Below are 15,928 nucleotides of genomic sequence, written 5' to 3'. Positions count from 1 at the left end.
CCCCTAACGTCAGCTCCGTTGACTGGGGGGCTGACGTGACAGGGGGATCCGAGATGCGGAAAAGACCGGTGACGGTGCGGCTGGCGCGGTGGAGCGCCGAGCACCCGTGGCGGGCGATCGCGCTGTGGGCGGTGTTCGTCGCGGTGTGCTTCGTCGGCGGCAACGCCGCTGGTCTCAACGAGGCCACGAGCGGTGACCAGGCCATCGGTGAGGCGGGGCGGGCCGGTCTGATCGTGGACGCCGCCAACTTCGACGACCCGGCCGTGGACAACGTCCTGATCACCTCTCGGGGCGGTGCGCTGGACCGGGCGACGGCGACGGCAGCGGCCGACGACGCGGCGGCCCGGCTGCGAACCGTCGTCGGGGTGGCCGCGGTCGGTCAGCCGGTCACCGCCCGGGACGGATCGGCGTTACTGGTGCCGATCACCATGTCCGGTGACCCGGAGACGGCCTCGGATCGGGTGCAGCCGTTGCGCGACGCGACAGCCGCCGTGCAGGCCGCACATCCGCAGGTGCGCGTGGAACAGGTCGGTGGACCGTCGATCGGCCAGGCCCTCGACGACACCCTGGGCAAGGACTTCGAGCGTGCCGAGCTGCTCAGCCTGCCGGTCACCCTGGCGATCCTGATCATCGCGTTCGGGGCGTTGATCGCGGCCAGCGTGCCGGTGCTGCTGGCGCTCTCGTCGGTCGCCGCCGCGATGGGTCTGTCCACCCTCGCCTCGCACCTGGTGCCGGCGACCGACACCACGGCCCCGGTGATCCTGCTGATCGGTATGGCGGTCGGGGTCGACTACTCGTTGTTCTACATCCGTCGCGAGCGGGAGGAGCGCGCCAAGGGCCGCTCCGGCCTCGACGCCGTGGAGATCGCGGCGGAGACGTCCGGTCACGCTGTCGTGGTCTCCGGCCTCGCGGTGATGATCTCGATGGCCGGGCTGCTGCTCGCCGGCGACGTGGTCTTCTCGTCCCTCGCGGTCGGCTCGATCCTGGTGGTCGCCGTCGCGGTGACCGGCTCGCTGACAGTGCTGCCCGCCCTGCTGGCCCGGCTCGGCCGCTGGGTCGACCGGCCCCGGGTGCCGCTGCTCTGGCGGCTCACCGCACCGCGCACCGGCCGGCACGGCCAGCCCCGCGCGCCCCGGCTCTGGCCCGCCGTGCTCCGCCCGGCGCTGCGCGCGCCGGTGGTGACGCTGGTCATCTCGGTCGGACTGCTGCTCGCCCTGGCCGCGCCCGCGCTCGGCATGAAGCTGAAGTTCCCCGGCATGGAGGACCTGCCTCGCACCACGCCGGCAATGCAGGCGTACGACAGGCTCACCGCCGCGTTCCCGAGCACCGGCACCAACCACGTGGTCGCTGTGCGGGCCCCGGCCGACCAGGCCGACCGGGTACGCGCCGCCCTGACCGACCTGTCCAGCCGGGCGGCCGGCGATCCGCTGTTCGCCCCGGTCGAGGCGGACGGCCCGAAGATCGAGGTGTCGGCCGACCGGCGGGTGTCGGTGCTGGACGTCGCCACCCCGTACGCCAGCCGGGACGACCGGTCGGTGCAGTCGTTGGAGAAGCTGCGCGAGGATCTGGTCCCGGCCGGATTGCGGGGCATCCCCGGCATCGAGTACGCGGTCGGCGGCAGCGTCGCCGACAGCGAGGACTACGCGGCCCACGTGCGGGACAAGTTGCCGCTGGTCATGGGCTTCGTGCTGGTGCTGACCTTCCTGGTCATGGTGTTCACCTTCCGGTCGGTGGTGGTCGCGGCGAGCTCCATCGCGTTGAACCTGCTCTCCGCCGGCGCCGCGTACGGGCTGCTGGTGCTGGTCTTCCAGGGTGAGTGGGCCGAGGGACTGCTCGGCTTCACGTCGATGGGCGCCATCGTGTCCTGGTTGCCGCTGTTCCTCTTCGTGGTGCTCTTCGGCCTCTCGATGGACTACCACGTCTTCGTGGTCAGCCGGATCCGCGAGGGGGTACGGGCCGGAATGCCCAACCGCGATGCCGTGTCCTACGGGATCACCTCGTCCGCCGGGGTGGTGACCAGCGCGGCGATCGTGATGGTCGGCGTGTTCTCGATCTTCGCGACGCTGAGCACGATCGACATGAAACAGCTCGGCATCGGCCTCGCGGCGGCGATCCTGCTGGACGCCACGATCATCCGGGGAGTGGTGTTGCCGGCCCTGATGACCATGTTGGGCGACGCCAACTGGTGGGCCCCGCGCTTCCTGCGCCCTCGCCCGGCCGCCGCGCCGGTCGACCCGCCGGCGCCCACCCCGGAGCTGGTGCCGGTGCCCTGACGTCGAGAGCGTCGGGCCGGGTCGCGACCGCGCGACCCGGCCCGACACCGGCTCAGGGCAGCGGGCAGGCCTCCCGGGACGCGTCCAACGCGCGGTCCTTCCGGATCGACGCGAAGCCGTATCCGACGGTGGTCACACAGAAGTCGTCGGTAGAGCCGGAGTATTCCACGTGGAAGACCGGCTTGCCGGCGTCGGCGAACGGCAGCAGCTTGGCGCACTGGGCCAGCCGTACGCACTCCTCGTTGACCACGAAGTCGAAGTCCGGGGCCAGCGCGGCGAGCTGCGGCACGTCGTTGACCAGCCCGGGGGAGAGGCTCAGCGAGCGGGCCAGCTCGGCCAACCGTCGGTTGAACAGCAGTTGGTCGTCGAAGTCGAGCGGGAAGCCGGTGCGGAACGCGTACCCGTCGGCGTCGGCGAGCGCGACAGCGCCGAACCCCTTGCCCCGGCACAGCCGGAACCGGTCGGCCAGCACCGGTTCGAGCGCGTCCCAGCCCCTCACGTCCAGCCACCGGCTGTCCGGCCGGGGCCCGGTCGAGCCCTGGACGACGTGCGGGAACCGGTTGGCGTCCGGGTCGGTGGAGCGGACCGACCCGACGTGCACCTGGCAGATCAACCGGCGGTCCCGGGAGCGCAGTTCGGCGGTCTCCGCAGCGGTGGTGGCCACCGGGTCGAGCAGGAAGACCTCCGCCTGCACCGTCGGGTCCAGCGGCCCGCTGAGCTGCCACTGCCACTGCCAGTGGCGGGACTGCCCGGCGGGCCAGGCGGTGGGCGCGCCGGGCGGGGTCAGCGCCGGGCGGCACCCGTACGCCGGCACGGCCAGGAGCAGCGCGACGCCGGCCGACGCGACGCGGTGCAGTGGGCGTCGCCGTAGCCGTGGCCGGATCCGCATCGGCTGCTCCCGGGGCCGGGGCGGCCCGTCGCCGCCCTCACCGGTACGCCGGCCCCACGCTCGGCCCGACGTACCTCATCGGGTCAAACGAGCGCGGGGGCGCGGACGACGCGCGGTCAGCGCGGTGCGGCGAAGACCTGCGTCCAGTACGGCCCGTTGCTGTCGGCGATGCCGACGCCGATCTCGGTGAACGCGCAGTTCAGGATGTTGGCCTTGTGGCCGGAGCTGTTCATCCAGGCGTCCATCACCGAGGTCGGGGTCTTCTGGTTCCAGGCCACGTTCTCGCCGTACGTGCGCCAGGCGTAGCCGACCCGGTCCAGCCGGACGCCGGCGTTGCTGCCGTCACTGCCCGTGTGCGACATGTTCTGGTGGTCGGCCTGGTCCTGGCTGTGCTTCTGCGCGGCGGTCATCAGCTTGTCGTTGATGCTCAGCGCCTTGCAGCCGGCCTTGGCCCGCTCGGCGTTGACCAGGTCCACCACCTCGCGGGCCTGCGAGCTGACGGTGCCGCTGGCACCGCCGGAACCCGAACCGTTGGTAGTGCTCGGCGCGGTGCTGCGGGCGCGGCGCGACGCGGCGGTGGTCCGCGACGCCGCAGGGGTCGGCTTGACGACCTTGGTCGGCGAAGGGCTCGGCTGCGCCGAGCTGGGCGCGGCGGACGGGGAGGGCGCTGCCAGGGTGTCGAGGGCCGGCGGTTCGGTCGGGGCCTGCGACGCGGCGAAGGTGTCGTCGACAGCGGTCGGCTGGTCGGCCCCGTCGCCACCGCCGGGCATCGCGAGGGCACCGACACCGAAGGTCACCACGAGGGTGGCCGCGGCAGCGGCACCGCCGATCATCATCGGCTTGCGCCAGCGGCGCGGGGAGCGGTGCCGTCCCTCGCCGGAACGGCCGGTCGCCCCGTCCTGGGTACGCCATTCGCCGGTGGTCGCGGGGTCACTGTCGGTGTGCCACCTGCCGGTGGTGTCCTCGACCGGGTGGCTGTCGCCCCGGTGGCCGTTGTCGCCGCCCGGGCGGTGGGCCGGCCAGGCGGCGGTGGGGGCGTCGGCCGGGGAGGCGGGCGTCGACCGGCCCGACTGCCAGCCGTCGGCGGGCTGTTGTGGGTGCCAGTCGTCGCCGGGCTGGTCGGTGTCGTCACCGAACAGGTAGGCCGAGCGGGGCTCCGGGCGGTCGTGCAGCCAGGCCGGCTCGTCGGTCGGCCGTTCAGCGCGCCGGGGTGCGCCGTTCGGGTCCATCGGGTCGGTCCAGCCGTACACGCCTATGCCTCCAGAGGTCGGTTGCGGGCCGGGGTGACGCTACGGCGCGCCCGCGACCTGCGGCAACGTGGCTAAGGAAGAGTTAAGGGGAAGTCGGACGACAGGGGGCGGACTTCCGGGAATCCGGGCGTACAGTAAAGGTGTCCGGACAGAGCGTGTCCGTGCCGTGAAGGCAGCCCCCCGACAAGTGGACAGGTCGACGTAGAGATGATCTACGGCCTGCGAGAACTTGACGAAGGAGGGGTTTGCGGCTCAATATATAGGTGTCGCCAGTCGCGCCCGGTCATGCCCAGATACAGCCTGGAATGACAGCCGCGTACAAATGGGCGCGCGTTGGCCGGCCTTTCCGGCAGCGCATATCAAGGAGTCAGCATGGCGAAGGCCCTCTACGGCCACGTAGGTGCAGCGCCCGATCGGCGTCTGCTCGACGAGGTCACCCGGCTGCGTGCCAGGGTGCAGGCACTGGAGTTCGAGATCACGCGTCTGCGTGCCGACAATGATCGGCTCGCGGCGGCTGCGGCGGAGGCGGACGATCTGCTCCGTCTGGCCGAGCCGGCGCTGACCTGATCTCCGGGTCGACAAAACTGAATCGCACCATCGCAGAAAAGCGCGCCGACACGTCCTGTGCCGGCGCGCAACACTGTCCGGTTCTTTTCGGGTCGACGATTTATGATCTTGCGACCGGTCGCGCGGGAACCGTCCCGGTCGCGTCCGAATAGCGCACCGGCGGATAAGCCGATCATGAACTGCTCTCGCCATTATCGCGGCCGTCCGAACAACAGTGCGTGCGCGCCTCGCGCCCTCGACGTGTCCGACCCGGGGCGGGTCGCGTGCCGGCCCGCTTCCACCACCGGGTTAGTCTGCGAGTTCACCCAGGTCCCCAGAGCCGGGGCGGCCACCGGACGAGGATCGAGAAGGTGTATCTCAAGAGTCTGACGGTGAAGGGGTTCAAGTCCTTCGCCTCCGCGACGACGTTGAAGCTGGAGCCCGGGATCACCTGCGTGGTGGGCCCGAACGGCTCCGGCAAGTCCAACGTCGTGGACGCCATCGCCTGGGTCCTCGGCGAGCAGGGCGCCAAGGCGCTGCGCGGCGGCAAGATGGAGGACGTCATCTTCGCCGGCACCGCCGGTCGGGCGCCGCTGGGTCGCGCCGAGGTCACCCTCACCATCGACAACACCGACGGCGCGCTGCCGATCGAGTACACCGAGGTCTCGATCACCCGCCGGATGTTCCGTTCGGGTGAGAGCGAGTACGAGATCAACGGCAACTCCTGCCGGTTGCTCGATATCCAGGAGCTGCTGTCCGACTCCGGCATCGGCCGGGAGATGCACATCATCGTCGGGCAGGGCCGACTCGACGGCATGCTGCACGCCAAGCCGGAGGACCGCCGGGCGTTCATCGAGGAGGCGGCCGGCGTCCTCAAGCACCGCAAGCGCAAGGAAAAGGCCCTGCGCAAGCTCGACGCGATGCAGGTGAATCTCAACCGCTTGGCCGACTTGACCACTGAGCTGCGCCGCCAGCTCAAGCCACTGGGCCGGCAGGCCGAGGTGGCCCGCCGCGCCGCGGCCATCCAGGCCAACCTGCGCGATGCCCGACTGCGTCTGCTCGCCGACGACCTGGCCACCCTGCGCACCACGCTGGACCGGGAGATCGCCGACGAGACCGCGCTGCGGGAGCGGCGCGAGCAGATCGAGGGCGAGCACGTCGAGGTGCAGGGCCGGCTCGGTGAGTTGGAGGCCGCGCTGGCCGAGGACGCGCCGTTGCTCGCCGCCGCACAGGACACCTGGTACAAGCTGTCGGCCCTGCAGGAACGCTTCCGCTCGATCGAGCAGCTGGCCCGGGAACGGCTGCGACACCTCAGCGCCACCGGCGACGACGAGCGGCCCGGCCGCGACCCGGACCAGCTGGAGGCGGAGGCCGAGCGGGTCCGCGAGCAGGAGGAGGAGCTGCGCGCGGCGCTCACCGACGACCAGATCCGGCTGGCCGAGGCCGTTGAATACCGGCAGGAGCTGGAACGGCAGCTCGCCGCCGCCGAACGGGAACTGGTCGCCGCCGCCAAGGCCATCGCCGACCGGCGGGAGGGGATGGCCAAGCTGACCGGACAGGTCAACTCGGCCCGCGCCCGCACCACCAGCTCCAGCGAGGAGATCGAACGACTCGCTGTCGCGCACGCCGACGCGCTGGGCCGCGCCGAGCAGGCGCAGGCCGAGCTGGACGCGGTGGCCGCACAGTCCACCGAGGCCGACCGGGACAACGCGGACCTGGACGCCCGGCACGCCGAGGCGGTCGCCGCGCAGGAACGGGCACAGGCGACCGTACGCTCGCTGGCCGACTCGGAGCGGGCGGCCGAGAAGGACGCCGCGACCTGGAAGGCCCGTGAGGAGGCACTGGCGCTGGGGCTGCGGCGCAAGGACGGCGCGGGAGCGTTGCTCTCCCGCGCGGACGACGTACCCGGCCTGCTCGGCAGCCTCGCCGGGCTGCTCACCGTCGCGCCGGGCCACGAGGCCGCGCTGGCCGCCGCGCTCGGCGGCCTCGCCGACGCCGTCGCCGTCAGCGGGGTGGACGAGGCCGTCGAGGCCATGCGACTGCTCAAGATCTCCGACGCCGGCCGAGCCGGCCTGCTCGTCGGCAGCCCGGCGGGCCCGGGCATGACCGGCTCCGCCGACGCGCTGCGCCCGAAGCTGCCGGACGAGGCCCGGTGGGCCCCCGATCTCGTGGAGTGCAGCGCGGAACTGCGTCCGGCGGTGCACCGGGCCCTGCGGGACGTGGCGCTCGTCGACGACCTCGCCGCCGCCGCCGACCTGGTCGCCAGCAACCCCGAGCTGCGGGCCGTCACCCCGGACGGCGATGTCGTCGGGGCGTACGCGGCGGCGGGAGGATCGGCGAAGGCCCCCAGCTTCATCGAGGTGCAGGCGGCCGTCGAGGAGGCTCGCGCCAACCGACTGACCGCCGAACGCGCCGGTGCGGAGCTGCGGGACCAGCTCGTCGAGGCCCGTGCCGAGGTGGCCGCCGCCAAGGAGGCCGTGCAACACGCCGCCGCCGAGAAGAGGGAGGCGGAGAGCCACCGCAACGCCGCCGCCCGCCGACTGGCCGAGCTGGGCGCCGCGGCCCGCTCGGCGAAGGCGGAGACCGACCGGCTCGGCGAGTCCCGGTCCCGGGCCGAGGCCGCCCGGCAACGGGACCTCACCGCGCTCGACGAGCTGGAGGAGCGGCTGCGGCTGGCCGAGGAGACCCCTGTCGACGCGGAGCCCTCCACCGAGGAACGGGATCAACTCGCGGCCATGGTGCCGCAGGCCCGGCAGAACGAGATGGAGGTCCGGCTCGCGGTGCGTACCGCCGAGGAGCGGGTCTCCTCGATCGCCGGCCGGGCCGACTCCCTCGCGCGGCAGGCCACCGCCGAGCGGGCCGCCCGGGAACGCGCCGCGGCCCGGCGGGCCGCGCGCACCCGGGGCGCCGGCATCGCCCGGGCCGTCGCCGGCGGCGCCCGGGAGGCGCTGACCCGGCTCACCACCTCGATCGCGACGGCCGAGGAACACCGCGACGAGGTCGCCCGGGAGCGCGCCGCCCGCGAGGCGGAGCTCCAGGAGGTACGCGGCGCGGCCAAGCGGCTCGGCGCGGAGCTGGAACGGTTGACCAGCCAGGTCCACCGCGACGAGGTCGCCCGCGCGGAGCAACGGCTGCGCATCGAGCAGTTGGAGGCGAAGGCCGCCGAGGACTTCGGGCTGGACGTGGAGACGCTCGTCGCCGAGTACGGCCCGACGCAGCCGGTCCCGCCGACCCCTGTCGACATCGCCACTGCCGAACGCGACGGCCTGCCGGTGCCCGAGCCGGTCCGCTACGAGCGGCCGGTGCAGGAGAAGCGGGCCGCCAAGGCGGAACGGGAGCTGACCCTGCTCGGCAAGGTCAATCCGCTCGCGCTGGAGGAGTTCGCCGCGCTGGAGGAGCGTTTCAAGTTCCTCTCCGAGCAGTTGGAGGACCTCAAGGCGACCCGCCGGGACCTGCTCACCGTGGTCAAGGACGTGGACGAGCGGATCCTGGAGGTCTTCGCCAGCGCGTTCGAGGACACCGCCCGGGAGTTCGAGCAGGTGTTCAACGTGCTCTTCCCCGGTGGCGAGGGCCGGCTGATCCTCACCGAGCCGGAGGACCTGCTCACCACCGGTGTCGAGGTGGAGGCCCGCCCACCGGGCAAGAAGATCAAGCGGCTGTCGCTGCTCTCCGGTGGCGAGCGGTCGCTGACCGCGGTGGCCATGTTGGTGGCGATCTTCCGTGCCCGGCCCAGCCCGTTCTACATCATGGACGAGGTGGAGGCGGCCCTGGACGACGTGAACCTGGGCCGGTTGATCACGTTGATGGCACAGTTGCGGGAGAAGAGTCAGCTGATCGTCATCACCCACCAGAAGCGGACGATGGAGATCGCTGACGCGCTCTACGGGGTCACCATGCGCAGCGGTGTCACCCAGGTGATCAGCCAACGGCTCAACAGGGCCGACGAGGACGACGAGCGGCAGGGCCGCGGCGAGGAGAACGGGTAGTGGCTCGGGAACGCGCGACGGCGCTCCTGCTGGATCTGGACGGCGTCCTGCGCCGGTTCGACCCGGCGGTGGCCGCCGGAGTGGAGCGGGAGTACGGCCTCGCCGACGGGGTTCTCCTCGAGATCGCCATGCAGTGGGGCCGGCTCCGGCCGGTGCTCACCGGCCAGGTCAGTCACGCCCAGTGGGTGGACAGCGTGGCCGACGCGCTGGCCGAGCCGGCCGGCGGCCCGGACCGTGCCCGGGCGGCGGTGGAGCAGTGGCAGCGCTACCGGGGCGAGGTGGACACCGAGGTGCTCGACTTCGTCCGGGAGGTGCGCGCCGCCGGCATCACCGTCGGCCTCGCCACCAACGCCACCGACCTGCTCGACGCCGACCTGGCGGACCTCGGCCTGGTCGGTGAGTTCGACGTGGTGGTCAACTCGTCGACGCTCGGCGTGCACAAACCCGCCCCGGAGTACTTCCAGGGCGCCTGCGTGGCGCTGGCCACCGCGCCGGCGCGCGTCCTCTTCGTCGACGACGAGGACTGGGCCGTCCGGGGCGCCCGCGCCGCCGGGCTGTCGGCGCACCGCTGGGGCGGTCACGCCGACCTGCGCTACCTGCGGGCGGCCCTGGACTACTGAGCGCCGGTCACTCGCCGGTGACGCCGTCGATGCGTTCCCGGATCAGGTCGGCGTGGCCGTTGTGCCGGGCGTACTCCTCGATCATGTGCACGTACACCCAGCGCAGGTTGAAGGTGCGCTTCTTCGGCCCGACCTCGGTGAACGTCTCGTCGAGCGAGTGACCGGCGGCGGCCTCGCGGGCCAGTGCCACCTCCCGGTGAAAGACGGCGAAGTCCGCCTCGGCGTCGGCCTCGCTGACGTCGTGGTCGGCGTCCGGCGTCTCCGGGGTGAAGTACGGGTAGTCGACAGGCTGGGCGGCGAAGTTCTCCCGGAACCACCAGGCCTCCACCTCGGCCAGATGTCGGACCAGGCCGAGCAGGGTCAGCCCGGAGGGTTGCACGCTCGGCGTCCGCAACTGCTCCTCGGTTAACCCGGAGCACTTGAGCAGCAGGGTCTGGCGGTGGTAGTCGAGCCAGCCGTCGAGCATGGTGCGCTCGTCGCCGACGTACGGTTCGGGGGTCCGGGTGATCTCCGGTGCGGTCCACGTCATGGCGCGCATCCTGCCCGGCACGCCCGACATTCCGCGACGGGTTATCAGGGCACCACGACGACGGGCCAGCGACCGGCCCGCACCAGGCGGGTGGCGACCGAGCCGACCAGCCGGTGACCGGCCTGCTCGGACGCGCCCACCAGCAGCATGTCGGCCTGGAACTCGTCGGCCGCGGCGCACAACTCCCCGTACGCGTCGCCGCGCCGGCAGACGAACGTCACCGGGATGCCCCACTGCTCGGCCCCGCGCCGGCACTCGCGGCGCAGCTCGTCGGCCAGCTCGTCGTGGGTGCGCTGCACCGCGCCGGCGTCCATCCCGGGCACCAGGGCGGTCAGGCCGCTCGCCGAGCTGACGAAGACCACGACCAGGGAGGCGCCCTGCCGGCGGGCCAGGCCTGCGGCGTAGGAGCCGGCCCGCTCGGAGGTGCGGGTGCCGTCGACGCCCACCATGATCACCCGAGGGCCGTCCGTGCCCCGTTCGAAGGGCAGCGGTCGGGTCCGGGGGCCGTACTCCTCGCGGTCCGGTGCTCCCACGCTCATGGCTCTACCTCACCTCTGCTCACCGGTACGGACGACGACCGCGCCGGCGCCGGCGGCGACTGTCGATTCCCGCTCGACCTCCGCCGAAACCGGGTCGCCGTTGTGCTGCCGCAGCGGCACCTCCTTGATGAAGGCCACAGCGATCAACGCGATCAGCGCGAAGGGCGCGGCGGTCAGGAAGATGTCACCGGCACCGTGGCCGTACGCGCTCTCCACCACGGCCCGCAGCGGGCCGGGCAGGGTGTGCACGTCGGGCAGGGCACCGCCGGAGCCGGAGCTGGACGCGGGGATACCGAGCTGGGCCAGGCCATCGGCGGTGTAGTCCTTGACCTTGTGGGCGAGGACCGCGCCGAGGGCGGAGACACCGATCGCGCCACCGAGGCTGCGGAAGAACGCGACCACCGAGCTGGCTGCGCCGAGCTCGTGCGGGCCGACGGTGTTCTGCACGGCGAGGACCAGGTTCTGCATGGTCATGCCCAGGCCGACACCGATGACTGCCATGTAGACGCTGAGCAGGGCGAAGCTGGTGTCCGCGCGCAGCGTGCCCATCAGCGCGAAGCCGACGGTGAGCAGCGCCGAGCCGATCACCAGGTACCGCTTCCACCGGCCGGTCTTCGTGATGACCCGTCCGATCACGGTGGAGGCGACCAGCAGGCCGAGGATCATCGGCAGGGTCATCAGACCGGACATGGTCGGGCTCTGACCGCGGCTGATCTGGAAGTACTGGCCCAGGAAGATCGACGCGCCGAACATCCCCACGCCGACCGCGATGCTGGCGACGACGGCGAGGGTGATGGTGCGGTTGCGGAACAGGCGCGGCGGGATCATCGGCTCGGCGGCCCGGGTCTCGACCCGGATCGCCAGGGCGCCGAGAACCAGCGCGCCGAGGACCATGGCGGCGGTCTGCCAGGACGCCCAGGCGAACTGGTCACCGGCGAGCGAGACCCAGATCAGCAGCAGCGACACGGCCGCGGTGATCAGGGTGGCGCCCCACCAGTCGATCTGGGCCTTCCGCTTGACCACGGGCAGCTTCAGGGTCTTCTGCAGCACGATCAGCGCCACGATGGCGAACGGCACGCCGACGTAGAAGCACCAGCGCCAGCCGAGCCAGGAGGTGTCTACGATCACGCCGCCGATCAGCGGGCCACCGATGGTGCCGACGGCCATCACGGCCCCGAGGTAGCCGCTGTAGCGGCCCCGCTCGCGCGGCGCGATCATCGTGGCCATGATCACCTGGGCCAGTGCGGTGAGGCCGCCGGCGCCGATGCCCTGGAGAACGCGGCAGGCGATCAGCTCGCCGGTGCCCTGGGCGAGGCCGGCCAGGACCGAGCCCAGCACGTAGATGCCCAGGGCGAGCTGGACGAGTGTCTTCTTACTGGTCAGGTCGGCCAGTTTGCCCCAGATTGGGGTCGTTGCGGTGGTCGCGAGCAGGGCCGAGGTAACCACCCAGGTGTACGCGGACTGGCCGCCGTGCAGTTCGGTGATGATCCGCGGCAGCGCGTTCGAGATGACCGTGGAAGAGAGAATCGCGACGAACAGGCCCAGCAGCAGGCCGGAGAGTGCCTCCAGGATCTGCCGGTGGGTCATGTCGACGGCGGTCGCCTTCGTGGGCGCTGTCGCTGTCGCCTGGCTCATCGTTTGGTGCCTCCGAGCGGAGTGAGATGGAACGGCGACGGGCTCATGTGTGCGGGCCGCCTGGGAGTTGCCTGAAGCAACCGTATGCCTTAGTTGCCTAGAGCAACAACTTGACGGACCGCGACACTATTCCCCGCTCGGAGGCTTACTGCCAGGAGTCGTTGAACCGGCCCAGCAGCCGGGCGAACTCCTCGATGTCCCGCTCCGGCCAACCGTCCAGCGCGCGCAGGAACTCGCCCAGCCGGGCAGCCCTGGCCACGTCGAACCGACGCTGCCCCTCCTCGGTGAGGCTGATCTGCGCGGCCCGCCGATCACTCGGATCCGGATCGCGGTGGACCAGGCCGAGGACCTCCAGGGCGTTGATCTGTCGGCTCAACGTCCCCTTGCCCACACCGAGGCGCGCCGCCAACTCGGTCAACCGGATCGACCCGCTACGCCGCAGCCAGAGCAGCAGCCCGTAGGTGTTCGGCTCCAGGGTCGGGTGCACCTCGCGGGCGATCTCCCAGGAGACCGCCCGCCCACGACGCAGGAGGGCGGTCAACTCGTGCTCGACCGCCCTGATCGGTTCCGGCAGGTGCTCGTCCACGGCGTAGAGACTACGGCGAGGTCGGTGGTGCGGCGGCCGACAGTCGACGCCGCATCACGGTGCGTAGGTGCCCGTCCTTCGTGGTGCCCTCGATGACGACGTCCGCCCCACGCCCCCGATGCGTCAGGGTCGCGACCGCGTTGCCGAAGTACGGCCCCGCCAGCTTGCGCCACCGCACGCTCGGTCGACGCACACCTGCGGAACGCGCCAGCGCCCGGGTGGCACCGGCCGGACCAGCCGACCAACCCATCTTCATCAGCGGACGGATGCCGGCCGGCACCTGGTTGTGGATCGGTGAACAGGTGAGCTGGTGTACAGGCGTGACCACCGCCGGGTCGCCGAACCGGGCCCGGGCCACGTACGAGTGGTGCACGTCCCCGGAGAGCACACTGATCGACGCCGGTGGGGCGTACGCCGGGCCGGCGCCGATCCGCGCGCCGGACTCCCTCGGAGTGCCGGTGCCGATCCGGGCGAAGGTCTCCGCGAGCCCCTCGAAGGAACGCCGGAACGCCGCCCAGTGCTCCAGGTCGAGTGCGCGACGCAGCTTCTCCGCCCCACGCGCCACCCACGGGCGACGCGACTCCGCCAGCTTCTCGTTCCACGCCTCGATGTGGTGGATGCCCTGCGGCAGCAGCCAGGGCAGCGAGGCACCGACCACCAGGTGGTCGTAGACCCCGTGTGCCTGGTCCAGGAACCAGGACCACTCGCCCGGTGGCAGCATCGCCCGGCTGCCCGGGTCGAGCACCCGACTGCACCGGTTGTCGAGCATGACCAGGCGGGTACGCCCCAGGTCCAGTGCGTAACTCCACTGGTACTGCACCGCGCGCCAACGCTCCGTGTCGTGCGCCACGTCCGACTCCTGGTCGACCCGGTGCCCGAACTCGCGCAGCACGCCCGTCGCGTCCTCGGCGGCGATCACCTTCGCGAAGACCGGGTCGGCGGTGATCTCGTCGGGGGAGAGGTTGCCCAGGTGCTGGTAGACCCAGTACGAGGCCAACCCGCTGCCGATCCGCTCCTGCCACCACGGCTGCTCGCGGACGTCCGCCCGCCAGGCCGCCGAGGTGTTCCAGTCGTCGATGATCTCGTGATCGTCGAAGATCATCACGCTCGGCACCGTGGAGAGCAGCCAACGGATCTCCGGATCACGCCAGGACTCCAGGTAGAGCTTGGTGTACTCGTCGAAGCTCACCACCTGGTCGGCCGGGGCGCCCTTCGGACGCCGACGCCGCCGACGCAGCAACCGGCGCACCGTGGGCGAGGTGACGTCGGCGTAGACCTGGTCGCCGAGCAGCACCAGCAGGTCCGGCAGCGGGTTCGACTCCGGGTCGGCCATCAGCCTTCGGGCGTACGCGTCCAGCGCGTCCGGCGGCAGCTTGCGGGTGGTGGCGTGCTGGGTGGTCTCCCGGCACGAGCCGAAGATCAGGCTGACCGGCTGGTCCCGGTCGTCGGCGGCCCGGGTGCGGATCACGCTCGGCGGGAAGCCGCTGCTCGACACCGGCCAGACCAGCTCGTCGTCGACCAGCACCTCGTAGGTGGTCTCGCTGTCCGGGGCGAGCCCCTCCACCACCACGAGCGCGTAGTGGTGGTCGTACGCCGAGAAGGTGGGCGCGGTGCCGGTGGCGCCGCCCGCGGTGCGGACGGTGACCACGGCGGGCGCGGCGGTCTCCACCCAGATGGTCGCTCGGGTGTCCACCACTCGCCGCAGGAGTGGGCCGATGAGGAGGTGTGCGGCGGGCATGCGGCCGAGCCTACCGCCGGTTTCTGGCACCGGCCGGATGCGGTGGCTGAGACCCAGGGCACCGCTCGGGGTGCGGTGGCGGAGACCCCGGGCACCGCTCGGGGTGCGGTGGCTGGGACGCGGCCGCCCGCATCTGACAGGATTCCGGCATGGCCGAATATCTCGTCCTCGCTCTGGTCCTGCTCGGTGTGCTGATCGCCGGCACAGTCGGGCTGGTCGTCCCGCGACTGCGGCGGCGACCCGAGCCCCCGTTGCCGCGCACGGAGGTCGACACCAGGGCAGAGGAGGATCTCGCCGGCCCGCCGGTCGAGGCACCGGAGTCCGATCTGTCCACCGGCGTCCTGGTCGAGCCGCCGCCGGTCATCGAGGCGCCCGTCGAGGTGCCCGAGCCGACCGCCGGGCGGCTGGTCCGGCTCCGCTCGCGGCTGTCCCGCTCGCAGAACGTCTTCGGCAAGGGCCTGCTCGGCCTGCTCGCCCGCGACCACCTCGACGAGGACGTCTGGGAGGAGATCGAGGACAGCCTGATCACCGCCGACGTCGGTGTCGACGCCACCCGCGACATCGTCGACCGCCTCCGTGAGCGCACCCGGGTGCTCGGCACCCGCTCGGCCTCCGAGCTGCGGGCACTGCTCGCCGCCGAGTTGGTCAACGCCCTCGACCCGAGCATGGACCGGTCGTTGCGGACCGCTCCGAAGGACGGCGTGCCTGCTGTGGTCCTGGTCGTCGGCGTCAACGGCGCCGGCAAGACCACCACCTGCGGCAAGATCGCCCGGGTGCTCGTCGCCGACGGCCGCAGCGTGCTGCTCGGCGCCGCGGACACCTTCCGGGCCGCCGCCGCCGACCAGTTGGAGACCTGGGGCTCGCGCGTCGGAGCGGAGACGGTCCGGGGGCCGGAGGCCGCCGACCCGGCCAGTGTCGCCTTCGACGCGGTCAAGCGCGGCATCGACACCGGCGTGGACACCGTGCTCATCGACACCGCCGGCCGACTGCAGAACAAGGTCGGCCTGATGGACGAGCTGGGCAAGGTCAAGCGCGTGGTGGAGAAGCAGGGCCCCATCGACGAGACGCTGCTCATCCTGGACGCCACCACCGGTCAGAACGGCCTGGAGCAGGCCCGGGTCTTCACCGAGGTGGTCAACGTGACAGGTGTGGTGCTGACCAAGCTCGACGGCACCGCGAAGGGCGGCATCGTGATCGCGGTGCAGCGCAAACTCGGCATCCCCGTGAAGCTGGTCGGCCTCGGTGAGGGCAAGGACGATCTGGCCCCGTTCGACCCGGCGCAGTTCGTCGATGCATTGCTGGGGACCGAGGCCGCCGGACGGGACGCGTAGTCTCGG

The 15,928-nt window shown here is 71.9% G+C and carries 12 protein-coding genes; 5 read left to right on the top strand and 7 right to left on the bottom strand.

What is annotated here, in order from left to right; translation table 11 throughout:
* Positions 1–53: 53 nt before the first annotated feature.
* A complete protein-coding gene (locus tag O3438_RS15710) occupies positions 54–2,273 on the top strand; it encodes an MMPL family transporter (protein ID WP_269680666.1) in 2,220 nt (739 codons plus the stop codon).
* Positions 2,274–2,325: 52 nt separating this feature from the next.
* Here O3438_RS15710 and O3438_RS15705 read toward each other — a convergent pair whose 3' ends face one another.
* Positions 2,326–3,162, bottom strand: coding sequence for an endo alpha-1,4 polygalactosaminidase (locus O3438_RS15705; RefSeq protein WP_269680665.1), 837 nt, complete (start codon positions 3,160–3,162; stop codon positions 2,326–2,328).
* A gap of 116 nt (positions 3,163–3,278) precedes the next feature.
* Positions 3,279–4,412 carry a CAP domain-containing protein gene (locus O3438_RS15700; RefSeq protein WP_269680664.1) on the bottom strand — a complete coding sequence of 378 codons (1,134 nt, stop codon included), beginning with the start codon at positions 4,410–4,412 and terminating at the stop codon, positions 3,279–3,281.
* Between the two features lie 372 nt (positions 4,413–4,784).
* Here O3438_RS15700 and O3438_RS15695 point away from each other — a divergent pair, with 372 nt between their 5' ends.
* From O3438_RS15695 to O3438_RS15685, 3 genes are all read left to right on the top strand, one after another.
* Positions 4,785–4,979 (top strand): hypothetical protein, encoded by a 195-nt coding sequence (locus tag O3438_RS15695; protein WP_007456482.1) that lies wholly within the window; start codon positions 4,785–4,787, stop codon positions 4,977–4,979.
* A gap of 350 nt (positions 4,980–5,329) precedes the next feature.
* Complete coding sequence (smc, locus tag O3438_RS15690; RefSeq protein ID WP_269680663.1) at positions 5,330–8,944, top strand: chromosome segregation protein SMC; 3,615 nt, start codon at positions 5,330–5,332, stop codon at positions 8,942–8,944.
* A complete protein-coding gene (locus O3438_RS15685) occupies positions 8,944–9,564 on the top strand; it encodes an HAD family hydrolase (RefSeq protein WP_269680662.1) in 621 nt (206 codons plus the stop codon). Before smc ends, O3438_RS15685 begins: the two co-directional genes overlap by 1 nt.
* A 7-nt stretch (positions 9,565–9,571) precedes the next feature.
* Here the strand turns inward: O3438_RS15685 and O3438_RS15680 are convergent, their stop codons facing one another.
* The 5 genes from O3438_RS15680 to O3438_RS15660 form a co-directional block, all read right to left on the bottom strand.
* Entirely contained in the window at positions 9,572–10,093 is a 522-nt protein-coding gene (locus tag O3438_RS15680) for a DinB family protein (protein WP_269680661.1), read from the bottom strand.
* Between the two features lie 44 nt (positions 10,094–10,137).
* Positions 10,138–10,632: a universal stress protein gene (locus tag O3438_RS15675; protein WP_269680660.1), complete on the bottom strand. Its 495-nt coding sequence runs from the start codon at positions 10,630–10,632 to the stop codon at positions 10,138–10,140.
* A gap of 9 nt (positions 10,633–10,641) precedes the next feature.
* Positions 10,642–12,267 carry an MDR family MFS transporter gene (locus tag O3438_RS15670; RefSeq protein ID WP_269680659.1) on the bottom strand — a complete coding sequence of 542 codons (1,626 nt, stop codon included), beginning with the start codon at positions 12,265–12,267 and terminating at the stop codon, positions 10,642–10,644.
* Between the two features lie 145 nt (positions 12,268–12,412).
* Positions 12,413–12,853: a MarR family winged helix-turn-helix transcriptional regulator gene (locus O3438_RS15665; RefSeq protein ID WP_269680658.1), complete on the bottom strand. Its 441-nt coding sequence runs from the start codon at positions 12,851–12,853 to the stop codon at positions 12,413–12,415.
* 10 nt (positions 12,854–12,863) lie between these two features.
* Positions 12,864–14,591 (bottom strand): alkaline phosphatase D family protein, encoded by a 1,728-nt coding sequence (locus O3438_RS15660; RefSeq protein WP_269680657.1) that lies wholly within the window; start codon positions 14,589–14,591, stop codon positions 12,864–12,866.
* A gap of 149 nt (positions 14,592–14,740) precedes the next feature.
* On the opposite strand from O3438_RS15660, the gene ftsY reads away from it, so the two are divergent.
* The gene (gene ftsY / locus O3438_RS15655; protein ID WP_145785096.1) at positions 14,741–15,922 is read left to right on the top strand and encodes a signal recognition particle-docking protein FtsY; all 1,182 of its coding nucleotides are present in this window, start codon (positions 14,741–14,743) and stop codon (positions 15,920–15,922) included.
* Positions 15,923–15,928: the final 6 nt, after the last annotated feature.

Source organism: Micromonospora sp. WMMC250 (genome assembly GCF_027460215.1).
Lineage (GTDB): Bacteria > Actinomycetota > Actinomycetes > Mycobacteriales > Micromonosporaceae > Micromonospora > Micromonospora taraxaci.
The sequence above is the reverse complement of the archived record's forward strand: the minus strand, read 5'-3'. Positions and strand labels throughout refer to the sequence as shown.

Coding starts and splice junctions, on each gene's coding strand:
- ftsY (WP_145785096.1), top strand. CDS start 14,741: ATGGCCGAATATCTCGTCCTCGCTCTGGTCCTGCTCGGTGTGCTGATC.
- O3438_RS15680 (WP_269680661.1), bottom strand. CDS start 10,093: ATGACGTGGACCGCACCGGAGATCACCCGGACCCCCGAACCGTACGTC.
- O3438_RS15675 (WP_269680660.1), bottom strand. CDS start 10,632: ATGAGCGTGGGAGCACCGGACCGCGAGGAGTACGGCCCCCGGACCCGA.
- O3438_RS15660 (WP_269680657.1), bottom strand. CDS start 14,591: ATGCCCGCCGCACACCTCCTCATCGGCCCACTCCTGCGGCGAGTGGTG.
- O3438_RS15695 (WP_007456482.1), top strand. CDS start 4,785: ATGGCGAAGGCCCTCTACGGCCACGTAGGTGCAGCGCCCGATCGGCGT.
- O3438_RS15705 (WP_269680665.1), bottom strand. CDS start 3,162: ATGCGGATCCGGCCACGGCTACGGCGACGCCCACTGCACCGCGTCGCG.
- O3438_RS15670 (WP_269680659.1), bottom strand. CDS start 12,267: ATGAGCCAGGCGACAGCGACAGCGCCCACGAAGGCGACCGCCGTCGAC.
- O3438_RS15710 (WP_269680666.1), top strand. CDS start 54: ATGCGGAAAAGACCGGTGACGGTGCGGCTGGCGCGGTGGAGCGCCGAG.